The organism is Streptomyces cinnamoneus (genome assembly GCF_002939475.1).
Classification (GTDB): Bacteria; Actinomycetota; Actinomycetes; order Streptomycetales; family Streptomycetaceae; genus Streptomyces; species Streptomyces cinnamoneus_A.
The window spans coordinates 5,621,712-5,635,978 of the sequence record NZ_PKFQ01000001.1; the positions used below are offsets into that span (position 1 = coordinate 5,621,712).

Consider the following 14,267-nt stretch of genomic DNA (forward strand, 5'->3'; position numbering starts at 1 on the left):
CCGCCTCGGGCCGTCCCCCGGGTCGTGCAGCCCCCACCCACGACTGATGGAGCAGGCACCATGACCCACGCACCAGCGCGGCCAAAGACCCCGGCGGACGCCGCGGGCGCGGGCCCGCGGCGGCCCGCCGGACGGTCCTGGCCCGACCGGTACTTCCACATCACCGACCGGGGCTCGACGCTCGCGCGCGAAGTGCGCGGCGGCGTCACCACGTTCATGGCGATGAGCTACATCCTGCTGCTCAACCCGCTGATCCTCTCCGGCCCCGACGTGGCGCGGCACACCCTCGACCGGCAGGGCCTCATCACCGCCACCGCCTTCGCCGCGGCGGCCTGCACGCTGCTCATGGGCCTGATCGGCCGGGTCCCCCTCGCCCTGGCGGCCGGGCTCGGCGTCTCCGGAGTGCTCTCCACGCAGGTGGCCCCCCGGATGACGTGGCCGCAGGCGATGGGCATGTGCGTCGTCTACGGCGTGGTCATCATGCTGCTCGTGCTCACCGGGATGCGCGAGCGCGTCATGAACGCCATCCCCGTGGAGCTCAAGCACGCCATCACCATGGGCATCGGCATGTTCATCGCCCTCATCGGCCTGGTGAAGGCGGGCTTCGTGCACGCCTCGCGGTCGGGCGGCCCGGTCACCCTGGGCCCCGCCGGCGAACTGGCGGGCTGGCCCGTGCTGCTCTTCTGCGTCACCCTGCTGCTGATCTTCGTGCTGCAGGCCCGGGAGGTGCCCGGCGCGATCCTCATCGGCATCGTGGCCGGCACGGTGCTGGCCGTCGTCGTGAACGCCGTCGGCGACCTCGGCCCGAAGACCTGGCAGAACGGCGCCCCGGCACTCAGGGGCGGTGCCGTCTCCATGCCGGACTTCACGCTCTTCGGGCGGGTCGAGTTCGGCGGCTGGGGCGCGGTGGGCGGGGTGACCGTCGGGATGATCGTCTTCACCCTGGTCCTGGCCGGCTTCTTCGACGCCATGGCGACCGTCATCGGCGTCGGCACCGAAGCGGGCCTCGCCGACGACGAGGGCCGGATGCCGGGTCTGAGCAGGGCCCTGCTCGTCGACGGCGCGGGCGGGGCGATCGGGGGAGTGGCCGGGGCGTCCGGCCAGACCGTCTTCGTCGAGTCCGCGACGGGCGTGGGCGAGGGCGCCCGCACGGGCCTGTCGTCCGTCGTCACGGGGCTGCTCTTCACGGCCTGCCTGTTCTTCACCCCGCTGACGAGGATCGTCCCCGGCGAGATCGCCGCGGCCGCCCTGGTGGTGATCGGCGCCATGATGATGGGCCACGCCCGGCACATCGACTGGACGGACCGCGCGGTGACCATCCCCGTCTTCCTGACGGTCGTCCTCATGCCCTTCACGTACTCCATCACGGCCGGCGTCGGCGGCGGCGTCATCGCCTACACGGCCATCAAGGCGGGTCAGGGCAAGTGGCGCGAGCCCGGCGTCTTCATGTGGGCCCTGAGCCTGGTCTTCGCGGGCTACTTCGCCCTGCATCCCATCGAGCACTGGCTGGGCGTGAAGTAAGGGGGGAACGACCGATGCTGGACATCGCGGCCGGGCTGCACCGGTGGTGTGAGGAGGGACGCGACTTCGCGGTCGCCACGGTGGTGGCCGTCCGCGGGAGCGCCCCGCGCGAGCCGGGCGCGGCCCTCGCCGTCGACGCGGCCGGCACGGTGCTCGGCTCGGTCTCGGGAGGGTGCGTCGAGGGCGCGGTCTACGAGCTGTGCCGGACGGCGCTGGCCGGCGGCGAGCCGGTGCTGGAGCGGTTCGGCTACTCCGACGAGGACGCCTTCGCCGTCGGACTGACCTGCGGCGGGGAGATCGACGTCCTCGTGGTCCCCGTGCGGGAGGGGTCGGTCGAGCGGGCCGCGCTGGCCACGGTCGCGCGGGGCGGGACGGCGGCCCTGGCGCGCGTCGTCTCCGGCCCCCGCCCCCTGCTGGGCCGGGCGCTGCTCGTCGGGCCGGACGGCCGCGCCGGCGGCTCCCTGGGCGGCCCCGCCGCCCTGGACCGGACAGCGGCCCGCGAGGCGGCCGCCCTCCTGGACGCGGGCCGCACCGCCGCGGTGGACCTCGGCGCGGACGGCTCGCGCTGCGGCGAACCGGTGCGGCTCCTGGTCGAGTGCAGCGTGCCGCCGCCCCGCATGCTCGTCTTCGGCGCGATCGACTTCGCGTCGGCGCTGGTGCGGGCGGGGAAGTTCCTGGGCTACCGCGTGACGGTGTGCGACGCCCGGCCCGTCTTCGCGACGGCGGCCCGCTTCCCCGAGGCGGACGAGGTGGTCGTCGACTGGCCGCACCGCTACCTCGACGGGCAGGGCGCGGCCCTGGACGGCCGCACGGTGCTGTGCGTCCTCACGCACGACGTGAAGTTCGACGTGCCGCTGCTGCGGCGGGCGTTGCGGCTGCCGGTAGCGTACGTGGGCGCGATGGGCTCGCGCCGCACGCACGCCGTCCGGCTGGCGCGCCTGCGGGAGGCCGGCGCGGACGAGGCGGAGCTGGCCCGCCTCCGCTCGCCGATCGGGCTCGACCTGGGGGCCCGGACGCCGGAGGAGACGGCCCTGTCCATCGCCGCGGAGATCGTGGCGGTGCGGCGCGGAGGGACGGGGGTGCCGCTGACGGGAGGGGACGCCCCCATCCACCACGAGGCCGGGAGCACGGTCGCCGCCTGAGTGGTCGTCACTCGGGCGGGCCCCCGGCCCCCTTCCAGGGGGCGGCTCCCTTTTGCAGCCTTATTACCCTTTCATGGTGGTCGCTGCTCCGGCCTGTGGCATGCTGGATGGCTGAAGGTGCCGTTCCGGTTCCGCCGTCGACGCGGCCACGGCACCCGCGCCGTCCGTACGAGCGAGGAGGTGACCGGGATGGCCAGCCGCAGTCCCGGGGGAAGTCCTCGCCGCAGCGGCGCCCGCCGCCTCCCGGCCCGCTGACCACGCGAACGGCCCCGCCGGCCGTCCGCCGTGCCGTGCCGGGCGCGGGTACGCCCGTCCGCACCGGTCGCCGTCGCGCGTGACGCCCCTTCCCCCTTCCCGCAGGCGCCGCCCCGCCTCCCTCGCCTGAAGCCGTGGTTCCGGGGTGCTTCGCGCTGCCCACACGGCGTCCGGCGCCGGTTCAACACCCGGCGGCGACCGGCCGATAGGAGATCGACGACAAGGAACGGAGGAAGGCGGACCATGGCCTTCGTCAACGAATGGGCTCTGGCGGCGAACATCGGTGCCGGGCTGGGCTTCGGCGCGATCATCGGGCTGGAGCGCCAGTGGCGGGCCCGGATGGCGGGACTGCGCACGAACGCGCTCGTCGCCGCCGGATCTGCCCTCTTCGTGCTCCTGTCGACCTACGGCTTCAGCAGCGCGACCAGCACCAGCGGCTACGACGGCTCCCGCGTCGCCGCGCAGATCGTCTCCGGCATCGGCTTCCTGGGCGCGGGCGTCATCATGCGCGACGGACTGAGCGTCCGGGGCCTCAACACGGCAGCCACACTGTGGTGTTCGGCAGCCGTCGGCGCCCTGGCCGGTACGGGACTGTACGTGCTGGCGGCGCTCGGGACCGTCGGGGTGGTCGCCGCCAACACCCTGCTGCGGCCGCTGGCCCGCGGCCTGGACCGGGGGCCGCACGGCGGCGCGGAGGTCTCCACCGACTACCACTTCGAAGTGGTGTGCACCGAGCCCGAGGAGGCCCACGTGCGTACCCTCGTCGTCCAGGCGGTCGCCCGCCCCGGCTTCCGGTTGCGGTCGGTGCACAGCCGCGACGCCGAGACCGCCGGCAAGGTGACCGTTTCCGCCGAACTGACCACGGAACGGCGCGACGACAGCCTGCTGGAGGAAGCCGTCAGCAGACTGTCCCTGGAACCCGCCGTCTCCGCCGTCAGCTGGACCGTCCTGCAGGGTCCGGACGACGACGATGACGACGACGCCGACGGCGGCCCGGACAGCGGCTACGGCCGGGGCCGCCGCGCCCGGCGTCGCGTACGGAACCTCTTCACCGGACGGTGAGGGTTCCAGTCCGTCCTCAGACGGGAGCCACCTCGATGAGGGAGAAGGGGTTGGGAGCCGGCATGGACGTGACGGAGTCGACCGCGAAGCCGGCGCCCGCGCACAGCTCCTCGAAGTCCTGCCGGGTCCGCTCCCGACCGCCCACGTTGACCAGCATGTTGAGGTCGCTGAGGTAGTGACTGGTCTGCGCGCCCGCCGGATCCACCCGCTCCGGGAGCACGGGCTCCACGATCAGCACGCGGCCGTCGGCGGGGACGACGGCGCGGACGCCGCGCAGGATCTGGGCGCACTGCGCGTCGTTCCAGTCGTGGATGATGCTCTTGAGCAGATACAGGTCCCCGCCGGCAGGCGCCCCGGTGAAGAAGTCGCCGGTCTCCAGGGCGCAGCGGTCCGTGAGCCCCTCGGCCGCCAGCCTGGCCGGGGCCTGGGCCAGGCCTTCGGCGGTGTCGTAGAGGATTCCGCGCGGGGCGGGGTGCGCCCGCAGGACGTACGACAGCAGTGTGCCGTCGCCCCCGCCGACGTCCACGATGGTGCGGAAGCGGTTGAAGTCGTAGAGCCCGGCGACCGCTTCGGCGGCCGTGCGGGTGCCCTCGCTCATCGCCGCGTTGAAGACGGCCGAGATGTCCGGGTGTTTCTTCAGGTAGGTGAAGAAGTCGTCCCCGTAGACGTCGTCGAACGCGGGCAGGCCGGTCCGCAAGCAGGCGTCGAGGTGGTCCCACGGCTTCGTCATCAGGGGGTCGCTGAGCAGCCTGACCAGTGAGGCCAGACTGTCGTCCCGGCCGGACCGCAGGAGTGCCCCGGCGGAGGTCAGCCGGAACACCCCGGGCCGCGGCTCCTCCAGCAGCCCGAGCGCGGCCTGGGCCCGCAGCAGCCGCAGGGTGGCCTCCGTCTGCGTGCCGGACAGGGACGCCACCTCGTCCGCTGTGCGCTCGCCGTCGCCTAGGTGATCCATGATGCCGAGCCGGGTGGTGGTGCTCAGGATGCTGGAGGTCATGTGACCCCACACCAACTGCATGATCACCACCCGGCTCCGCCAGCCGTCGCCTGCGGGCTCCGCCTTCAGGTCCATGCCGGATCCTTTCGTCACACGGAAGTTAGGTAAGGCTAAGTTGCGTGTGGCGGGCGGTGCAACGGCGATGGGTGCTTTCAAGTCTCCTGACGGGTAAGGGGATACGGCCCCGGGCGGGCGTCAGTCGAGGTCGTCGGGGGTTCCTTGGATGGCGGGGCCGCAGCCGGGAGGGAGGTTGGCGGCGACGAGGGCCACTGCGTCCTCCAGGGTGTCCGTGTAGCCCACGATTGCGTCATCGGCGCCGTTTGGTCGGTCCAGGCGCCGGACGACGTAGCCTCCTTCGACGCGCCGGTAGATCACCGGCACGTCGGCGGTCCACGGGAAATCAGTGCAGCGGCTCAGTTGCAGCATGCCGTGGCTGACGAGCGGGTAGAGGACACGGAGTTCCGGATAGGAATAAGTGAGACGTGTCTTCTTCGGGTCGACCAAATTCTCGTCCATGGCCAGTACGCGCTGCCACGCGGCGGCAACGATTTCGACGGCTTCATGTGTGGAATTGTTATCGGACATAGGGGAATCCTATCGAGTCGTGCTGTACTGCGGGGGCCGTCCAACATCCGTGGGAGCTCACCGCCGGTGCCTTCGATGATGCTCGTTCTGCTGGTCGGGACGGTAGCCGGGCTGGAGTTCGGGGATATCCGGCTGCGGCACGTGGACGCGCTGGTTGTTCGAGTACCACTCGATGGAGTCCCACGAGCGCCCGCCCAGATCGGGGTCGGCGTTGTAAACCCTGACATTCCTTGCGATCACGCTCATTTCCCAGGCCGTTCCGTAACCTGTCGGCGGCCGGGGCTGACCAGGCCCGACGCCAAACGGTTCACCTCGCTGAACCGCGACCTGGAAGGCCTCGGCGATGGATTCAGGCGTATTCCAATTCCCACGTTCTCCGGCGGCGTTCGCCATGTCGTCCAGCGTGACGGACAGCCTGGTGTTCCGGTCTCCCACAGCGGCCATGACGTTGGTCATCCAGACGGGGGATCCGTTGACGTCTCCCGCGTAGTCATCGCCGTTGTACGTGTGGGCGCCGGGGTCACCGTTCTCCCGTAGATGTCTGGCCAGGTTGTCGGAAGGAGGGTTGGCGCCCAGCACGACGCTGTGGGTCTGGTCGTTGTTCTCCCGGTGGGGGCAACCCGCCAGGCCCAGCGGGTCGATCCACATGACCGGGTTGTGGACGTACGTCCTGGCGTTCGCGGCGGGGAGGAGACCCAGGGGGTCGACCGACAGGTAGCGGGCCGTCTCTGGGTCGTAGTGGCGGAAACGGTTGTAGTGCAGTCCCGTTTCGGGGTCGAAGTACTGACCCGGGAAGCGCAGCGGTGTGTACGCGGTGGCGGTGCGGTTCCACGTGGTCAGGCCCCACAGCGTGGTGCGGGTGCGCCAGGCGACGTCGCCGTTCTCGTCGAGGAGTTCCCGGGGAGCGCCCACGAGGTCCGTGACGATCGTGAAGAAGCGCTGGTCCGCCGTACCCTCCCGGGTGCCGTCGGCCGTGCTCCTGCGCTCGGTCTGTGCGCTCGCCGTCGCCTAGGTGATCCATGATGCCGAGCCGGGTGGTGGTGCTCAGGATGCTGGAGGTCATGTGACCCCACACCAACTGCATGATCACCACCCGGCTCCGCCAGCCGTCGCCTGCGGGCTCCGCCTTCAGGTCCATGCCGGATCCTTTCGTCACACGGAAGTTAGGTAAGGCTAAGTTGCGTGTGGCGGGCGGTGCAACGGCGATGGGTGCTTTCAAGTCCCTTGATGGGTAAGAGGACGCGGGTCAGTCGAGGTCGTCGGCTGTCCCGTCGACGGCGGCCCCGCAGCCGGCGGGGAGGTTGGCGACGATGAGGGCGACGGCTTCCTCCACCGTGTCCGGCTCGCCCAGCCTGCCCTCGCCGTAGCGGATGACGACGTAACCGCCCCCGGCGCGTCGGTAAAGGGTGGGGACGTCGTTCGACCAGGGCGATCGAGTGCAGCGGCTCAGAGTGAGGGCGCCATGGCTGACCAAGGGGAAGAGCTCGCGGAGGCGCGGCTCGGCATAAGCGGCCCGCGCTATTTCCGGGGCGAGCAGATCCTCTTCCAGGGAGAGTACGCGCTGCCACGCGAGAGCGACCGTCTCGGCGGCCGCCGACTTGCCGTCTTGTGCTGACATATGGAGATCCTATCGAATGGCTGTGCGGAGATCGGGCCGCTGAGAAAGGGCAGGAAAGGTTACCGCCTGCGACGCCGGTGGCTGGGCGGCGGCTCGGGCTGGTAGCCGGGTTCGAGTTCGGGAATGTTCGGCTGGGGCACGTTCGGAATGTGCTGATTGTTGGAATACCAGCGAATGGAGTCCCAGGACCGCCCGCCAAGATCGGGGTCGTCGTTGTGGATTCTCACATTTCTTGCGATCACGCTCATCTCCCAGGCCGTTCCGTTTCCAGGGGGCGCGTAGTCCGATTCGTGCGACACGCCGAAGGGCTCGCCTCGCCTGACAGCCACCTGGAAGGCCTCGGCGATGGCCTCCGGAGTGTTCCAGTTGCCCACCTCCCCATTGCGGTTCGGCATGCCGTCCAACGTGACGTGGAGCGTGGTGTTCTCGTCACCGACGGCGGCCATGACGTTGGTCATCCAGACGGGGCCGCTCGCCTCGACGTCGTCATAGGGCTTGCCGTTGTACGTGTGCGCCCCCGGAATCGGGTCGTCGGGCCTTTCCCGCAGGTGTCTGGCCAGGTTGTCGGACGGCGGATTGACGCCGAGGACGACGTCGTGCGGCTCGCCCGTCTTGCGGTGCGGGCATCCCGCCAGGCCCAGCGGGTCGATCCACATCGTCGGGTTGTGGACGTACGCCAGCGGGTTCGCGGCCGGTACGAGGCCCAGCGGGTCCGGCGAGAGGTAGCGCGCCGTCTGCGGGTCGTAGTACCGGAAGCGGTTGTAGTGCAGCCCCGACTCGGGGTCGAAGTACTGGCCGGGGAAGCGCAACGGCGTGTACGCCGTAGCCGTGCGGTTCCAGGTGGTGAGGCCCCAGAGGGTGCTGCGGGTGTGCCACGCGACCTCGCCGTTCTCGTCGACGAGCTCGCGGGGCGTGCCGACGAGATCGGTCACGATCGCGAAGAACCGCTGGTCGACCTCATGCTGCGGGGCGTCGGCCGCCGACCTGCGCTCCGTCTGGGAGACCGGTGTCAGGCCGTCGTAGTCCCAGGTGAGGGTTGAGGCCACCTGACCGTCGGAACCGTGGGTGGTCTGTTCACAGAGAATGTCCCCGTCCCAGGTGAAGTCCACCTGTTCGACCACGCGGCCGTCCTCGGCCAGGCGCTGTTTGGCGATGCGTCGGCCGAGCGGGTCGTAGCGGTAGTGCCAGACCACTCCGTCGGGGGTGACGACAGAGGTCAGGCGGTCTTGTGCGTCCCAGGTGTACCGCCAGGTCTCCGCACGTCGGGACAGGCGCTTCTTCTGCCGGAGGACGATGCGTCCCTGCGCGTCGTGCTCGTACCGGATGCTGCCTGCCCGGGTGATGCGGTCGCCCTGGTATGTACGAGGGCCGGTGGCGTCCTGGCCCGGGTGGCCGGCCGGCCAGGTGGCCTCAGACTGGTTGCCCGTCTCGTCGTAGGCGTACCGCTCCGTCCAGTCCCCCGAGCGGACGGTGGTGACGCGCCCGGTCAGGTCGAGGTCGAAGCTGCGGGAGCCCGCCAACCGGTCCTCGACGGACGTCAGGATGCCGTCGGCGCCGTAGGTGTAGGCGCGGTGCTGGACCGCGAGGTCTTCGGCTCCAGTGACTGTCTGGTTGACGAGACGGCCCAGAGTGTCCCACTGCTGCTGGATCTGCAGGCCGTCCCCGACGCGCCGGACGATCTCACGACCCGCCTCGTCGTATTCGAAGGTCAGCCTCCGGCCGGCGATGTGGAGTTCCGCGCGCCTGCCGTCCGAAGGGTAGTGCCAGGTGCTGACGGCTCCGGCCGGTGTGGTGCGCTGGAGGCGACGTCCGTGGTCGTCGTACTCGTGGCTGAGCACCCGGCCGTTGCAGACCTCGGCGAGGACGCGTCCAGCGCCGTCCAGCCGCCAGGAGAGCTCCGCGTCGGGGCCCTGCGCCCGCACCAGCCGGCCCATGCCGTCGTGCTCGAACCGCGTGACCGCGCCCGCCGCGTCCTTGGCGGTGACGCGGCCGAAGACGTCACGTTCGTAGCGGACCGTCTCGCCTGCCCCGTTGGTGCGGGTCGCCAGGCGGCCCGCCGCGTCGTGGGTGTAGGTGAGGGTGCGGCCGTCGAAGTCGGTCTCGGAGACGACGCGTCCCGCGGCGTCGTGCCGGTACGTCCAGCGGGCGCCCGACGGGCCGGTGACGGACGCGAGACGCAGTTCGGTGTCGTGGGTGAACTCGTACCGCGTGCCGTCCGGCAGCGTGCGCGCGGCCAGCAGGTCGAAGTGGGTGTACTCGAAGCGTGACTCCCTGCCGAGCGGGTCCACGTGGGACAGGCGGTTGCCCTCGCCGTCGTAGGTCCACCGCTGTTCGGCGCCGTCCGGGTCGACGCGGCGGGCGAGCTTCCCCTCCACGGTCCACTCGAACTCCGTGGTGTTGCCGAGCGGGTCCGTGACGCTCAGGGGCCGGCCGAAGGCGTCCCGGGTGTAGCGGGTGACCGTGCCCAGCGGGCCCATGACGGCGACCGGCAGACCGGCGGCGTCGCAGTGGATCCGGCTGAGGACTCCGCGTGCGTCGGTGACGGCCGTGAGCCGTCCCGCCGGGTCGTAGGAGTAGCGCGTGACGCTGCCGTCGGGGAGGGTCGCCGAGACGCGGTTGCCGCGTTCGTCGAACTCCTGCCGCCACACCGAGCCGTCCGGTCCGGTGAGTTCGGTGAGCTGGTTCAGTTCGTTGTGGACGAGGCGGCTGACGCTGCCGTCCGGCAGGTGGGCGGACTGCGGGTTGCCGCGCTCGTCCAGGGACCAGCTCGTCGTGTGGCCGAGCGCGTCGGTCCGGGAGAGGAGCTGGTCGTGGCGGTCCCAGGTCTGGCGGACGGTGTTGCCGAGGGGGTCGGTCTCGGCGACGACCTGGAGGCGGTCGTTGAGCTGGATGACCGTGGTGGCGCCGGTGGAGTCGGTGTAGTGGGTGGTGAGCGCCGCGGTGTCGTAGGTGAAGGTGGAGGAGAGGTAGCCGTCGGGGCCGACGGTGCGCACGACGCGGCCGGCGGTGTCGTAGACGTAGCGGTAGGTGGAGTCGTTGCGGTCGGTCCAGGACGTGATGCGTGCGTCGTCGTCGTAGGTGAACCGCAGGGGCAGGCCCGAGGAGTTGGTGACGGCGGCGAGGTTGCCCTCGTCGTCGTAGCCGTAGGTCATGACGGTGACCGGGCCGTCGGGGGTCCTGACCGCCAGCTCGGCTATGCGCTCGTCGTCGGTCGAGAGCTGGACGGTGTAGCCGCCGCTGTGCAGGACGTCGAAGGGCGCGCCGTCGCTGTGGCGGCCGAACTCGACGCGGTTGCCGTGGCGGTCCTCGATGAGGGTGAGCCAGTAGGCGGAGGAGGTGTTGTAGGGGCTGCCGGTGAAGGAGCGGGTCAGCCCCGTGGAGGGGTCGGTGACGTGGTAGGTCGTCTCCGCGCCGTCGTGACCGCCGTGGACGAGGGGCAGGCGCGCTCCTTCGACGGGGAGGACGCTGTCGCCGTCGGGGCGGGGGAGGCGGGGGTAGACCAACAGGGAGCCGTCCTCGCGGGCCCAGACCGCCCCGCCGCCCACGGGGTCGAGCTCCAGGCGCTCGTCCAGCGTGGAGGCCCAGCTGCGGCCGAACCACCGGCCGTAGCGGTACTGCGACAGGTGCGTGCGCCGCAGTACGAGCGGCAGCACCCCCGGCAGGACCAGGTCGGTGTGCGGCAGGAGCATCTCGCCGGTGGCGACGTCGACCGGGTCGGTCTTGCAGACCGTCTTCTCCAGCGAGATGGCGTTGCGCCTCGGTTCGTCCTTGGCCTTGTCGAGCGGGTCGGGCTTGGTACGGCCGGATCCGGGCTTGCCGTCGGAGGGCCTGCCACCGGGCTTGACGCCGTCGTCCTTGCCCCGGGCGGCCTTCTTGGCCTTGTCGAAGCCGTCGCGGATGCCCTCGTCCGTGCGCTTGTGGTCCTTGGATATCTGCCGGACGGCCGTGGGCAGCCGCGTTCCCAGGTGGTCGCCGACTTCCTTGACGGCCTTCTCCAGCGCGGTCATCGCCTTGTCGGCCACCGGGTCGATGGCCTGCGCGATGGAGTCCCTGCCGCGGGTGCGGCCGTGGTGCCGCTTGGCCTTGCTCAGCTTGCTCCGTGTGCGGCCGTGCACCGAGGTGCTGACCGAGTTCAGCTGCGAACTCGCCAGCTTGTGCTCACCGTGATCGATGCGGAAGTTGTCCTTCGAACCCTCGCCCCCGCCTCCTCCGCCGGCCGACGCCAGGTGCAACTGGCCCTTGGCGCTGTCGACGCCGTCCTTGAAACCGTCCTTGCCCGCCTGCTTGGCCTGGCCGACGTCGACACCGTTCTGCAGGCCCAGCGCCGTGGCGCCCAGCTGCACCACCAGGTCGGCCGCCATGCCCTCCAGCGCGGCCACCGCGGGCTCGGTCAGCGCCGAGACGATGTACCCGACGGCCTCCTTCATGCAATCCCTGATCAGCCGTCGCACGGCCTCCTGCGTGAGGCGCATCGCCCCCGCGCCCAGCAGTGCCGACAGACCCCCCGTCACGGGGATCAGGGACAGCGCGATCCCGGCCTCCTCGGCCAGGTACCCCAGCTGGACGATGGCCGCGGCCTTCATGGTCGCCACCGCCACGGCGGCCGCGTCCATCGCCCCCGCGATCAACCGTGCCGCGGACGCCAGGTCCTTGAGGTGTTTGTCCTTGACCTTCCCCCAGTGCTCGTTGAGGGCTTCCATCGCCCAGCCCTCGCCCGAGGACAGCAGACGCTGCACATGCAGATTCGCCGCATGGGCGTCGTCATCGATGTCGTCCGCGAACTCCCGCAGCGCGTCCGCCATGTCGCGGTACGCGTCCTCGTCGACATTCGGCCAGTCGACACCGATGACATCCAGCAACGTGTCGGCCCAATCGGGCAGCACCACACTCACGACTCTGCTCCTCCCCGTTACGGATGATCACTATTTCAGACAGTCGTGCGAGGCGGCGAATGGGAGGAATGCCATGAACAACCCCGTTCCCCGGGGTGATTGCGCCAGGGGAGCCGGGGCCTCGCGTGACCGAAGCCGTCGCCTCACCCTGGAGTCCGACGCTGCTGGAACTGGCGTATCTTCGCGGCGGCCGCGCCGACCGGCCTTCGGACGCCGTAGGGCGAAAACAGGACATCTTTCCCACCCTCGGCGGGCTCTCCCGGGCCGACCGCCCGGCCTTCGCCCGCAGATCGGGGTGGCGGCGCCCGTCGGCCGCGGCATGTCCGCGAGGGGGCAGAAATCCGGCCAACCACCTGGAATCCGGCTGCAAAGCGGTTGCCGTCCCACGAGGGCGCATGCCTATCGTACGGACGGGGCTGATCGCCTGAACTGCGGCCCTGAGCTGGTGTCATGGCCATCGCGCACCGTCGGCGGGCCGTCGCGCCCCACCGCTTCCCCGCCCGCCGGAGACCGGCCGCGCCGGGGCGCCGGGAAGGTGCGTCCGGCAGGACGACGCGGCACATGAGGGGGGAACATGTCGCTCGTCGCGCCGATCCCGGGCGCCGCCGGGGCCGTCGCCGGGCGCGGCGGCCCCGCCGCGCACCCGGGCCCGCGGCCCCGGGGCTGCGTCAACCGTGCGCTCCTCGCCGGCATCGTGCGGGGGAGCGCGGAGCCGGGAGTGCCGGTCCGCCCGGCCGCCGGGGGCGGTCCTCCCCCTCGCGACACCCCGCGCCACGGACGCCGGGCGGAGCGCCGGCGCACCGGCAGGCGAGGCGCGCGGGCGGCGGCCCGGCCGCCCGCGGAGGGCCCGCACCCCACCAACCGGCAGCACCAGGAGCACCGCAGCCCATGAAGACGAGCACGACGCCCGCACAGCCGGCGACCGGTGGGAAGTACCGGCAGTTCCTGCCCCTCGTACAGACCGCCACCCTGATCGAGTGGACCGGGACGGGACTGTTCCTCGCCGTCTCGACGATCTACTTCGTGAAGGTCGCCCACCTCAGCACGGCGTCCGTCGGCACCGGGCTGACGATCGGCGGGGCCGTGGCCATAGCGGTCTCCGTGCCGCTCGCCAGGCTGGCCGGGCGCCTCGGGCCCAAACCCCTGCTGATCGGCGTCATGCTGCTCCGCGCCCTGGCCACCGTCGGTTACCTGTGGGTGGACGGGTGGTGGAGCTTCCTCCTCGTCGTCTCCGCGATCGCCGTCACCGAGCAGTCCTCGCCGCCGCTGGTGCAGTCCTACGTCGGCGCCCGGACGCCGGAGGACCTGCGCGCCAGGGTCATGGCCGTCCAGCGCACCGTCGTCAACCTCGGCATCAGCCTGGGCGGCCTGATCGCCGGCGCGGCCCTGGGCGCCGGCGACGCGGACGCCTTCCGCCCCCTGCTGATCGGCGGCGCCGTCGCCTATCTGGCCGTCGCCGCCGTGTTCGCCACCGCCCCCCGGGAGGAGGGCGGCGCGGTCGCGGAGGGCACCTCCGTGGCCGAGCTCCTGGGGGACCGGCGGCTGCTGGGGTTCACGGCGTACAACGCGCTGGTCTCCTTGTGGATGCCGGTGCTCAACGTGGCGTTCCCCCTGTGGCTCGTCACCGCCACCGACGTGCCCGAGCGGTACGTCGGAGTGCTCTACGCCGTCAACACCGTGCTGTGCATCGCGCTCCAGTACCCCCTCAACCGCTGCTACCGCACCACGCGACGCGCCTGGCTGTCCTACGCCGGCGCCGCGGTGCTCCTCGGCGGCGGGGCCCTGGCCTTCGCCGCGGCGCCGCGCTTCGGCTGGCAGGGCGCCCTCGTGGTGCTGGGCGGCGCGGTCGTCCTGCTGACCTTCGCCGAACTCCTGCAAGTGGGCGCGTCGTGGACGCTGTCCTTCGACCTGGCCCCCCAGGAGGCGCGCAGCGCCTATCTGGTGCTGTTCAACACCAGCCGCACCATCGCCAACCGGGTCGCCGGACCCGTCCTGATGACCGGAGTGGTGCTCGCCCTCGGCACCGCCGGCTGGATGGCGTTCGCGGGCGTCATGCTGCTGGGCGCCCTCGTGCCGTTCGTGATGCTGCGCCGCATCCCCACCGCCCCCGCCACGGCGCCGGACACGCCCGCGTCGCGCCCCAAGGCCCGCACCGCCGACTGACGCCCGGCGTTCCCCGTCCGACGACCCGACGCCCA

Annotated in this window: 9 protein-coding genes and 1 pseudogene; 5 read left to right on the forward strand and 5 right to left on the reverse strand. The window is 71.4% G+C overall.

What is annotated here, in order from left to right; genetic code table 11:
- The first annotated feature begins 60 nt into the window (after positions 1–60).
- The 3 genes from CYQ11_RS24955 (at position 61) to CYQ11_RS24965 (ending at position 3,980) form a co-directional block, all read left to right on the forward strand.
- Positions 61–1,521, forward strand: a complete 1,461-nt coding sequence (locus CYQ11_RS24955; RefSeq protein WP_099202570.1) for an NCS2 family permease — start codon at positions 61–63, stop codon at positions 1,519–1,521.
- A 14-nt stretch (positions 1,522–1,535) separates the two neighbouring features.
- Positions 1,536–2,663, forward strand: coding sequence for an XdhC family protein (locus tag CYQ11_RS24960; protein ID WP_099202571.1), 1,128 nt, complete (start codon positions 1,536–1,538; stop codon positions 2,661–2,663).
- A 498-nt stretch (positions 2,664–3,161) separates the two neighbouring features.
- The gene (locus tag CYQ11_RS24965) at positions 3,162–3,980 is read left to right on the forward strand and encodes an MgtC/SapB family protein (protein ID WP_099202572.1); all 819 of its coding nucleotides are present in this window, start codon (positions 3,162–3,164) and stop codon (positions 3,978–3,980) included.
- Between the two features lie 16 nt (positions 3,981–3,996).
- Here the strand turns inward: CYQ11_RS24965 and CYQ11_RS24970 are convergent, their stop codons facing one another.
- The 5 genes and pseudogenes from CYQ11_RS24970 to CYQ11_RS24990 all read right to left on the reverse strand — a co-directional run bounded on the left by CYQ11_RS24970 (position 3,997) and on the right by CYQ11_RS24990 (position 12,069).
- Positions 3,997–5,049 (reverse strand): methyltransferase, encoded by a 1,053-nt coding sequence (locus CYQ11_RS24970; RefSeq protein ID WP_099202573.1) that lies wholly within the window; start codon positions 5,047–5,049, stop codon positions 3,997–3,999.
- Positions 5,050–5,169: 120 nt separating this feature from the next.
- Positions 5,170–5,559 carry a DUF6193 family natural product biosynthesis protein gene (locus CYQ11_RS24975; protein WP_099202574.1) on the reverse strand — a complete coding sequence of 130 codons (390 nt, stop codon included), beginning with the start codon at positions 5,557–5,559 and terminating at the stop codon, positions 5,170–5,172.
- A gap of 57 nt (positions 5,560–5,616) precedes the next feature.
- Positions 5,617–6,555, reverse strand: a pseudogene (locus CYQ11_RS24980) (RHS repeat-associated core domain-containing protein); the annotation flags it as partial.
- 250 nt (positions 6,556–6,805) lie between these two features.
- Positions 6,806–7,177, reverse strand: coding sequence for a DUF6193 family natural product biosynthesis protein (locus tag CYQ11_RS24985; protein ID WP_099202576.1), 372 nt, complete (start codon positions 7,175–7,177; stop codon positions 6,806–6,808).
- A gap of 59 nt (positions 7,178–7,236) precedes the next feature.
- The gene (locus CYQ11_RS24990) at positions 7,237–12,069 is read right to left on the reverse strand and encodes an RHS repeat-associated core domain-containing protein (RefSeq protein WP_240003695.1); all 4,833 of its coding nucleotides are present in this window, start codon (positions 12,067–12,069) and stop codon (positions 7,237–7,239) included.
- 574 nt (positions 12,070–12,643) lie between these two features.
- Between CYQ11_RS24990 and CYQ11_RS24995 the strand changes: the two genes are divergently transcribed.
- Positions 12,644–12,961, forward strand: a complete 318-nt coding sequence (locus CYQ11_RS24995) for a hypothetical protein (RefSeq protein WP_099202577.1) — start codon at positions 12,644–12,646, stop codon at positions 12,959–12,961.
- Positions 12,958–14,232 (forward strand): MFS transporter, encoded by a 1,275-nt coding sequence (locus CYQ11_RS25000; RefSeq protein ID WP_099202578.1) that lies wholly within the window; start codon positions 12,958–12,960, stop codon positions 14,230–14,232. Before CYQ11_RS24995 ends, CYQ11_RS25000 begins: the two co-directional genes overlap by 4 nt.
- Positions 14,233–14,267: the final 35 nt, after the last annotated feature.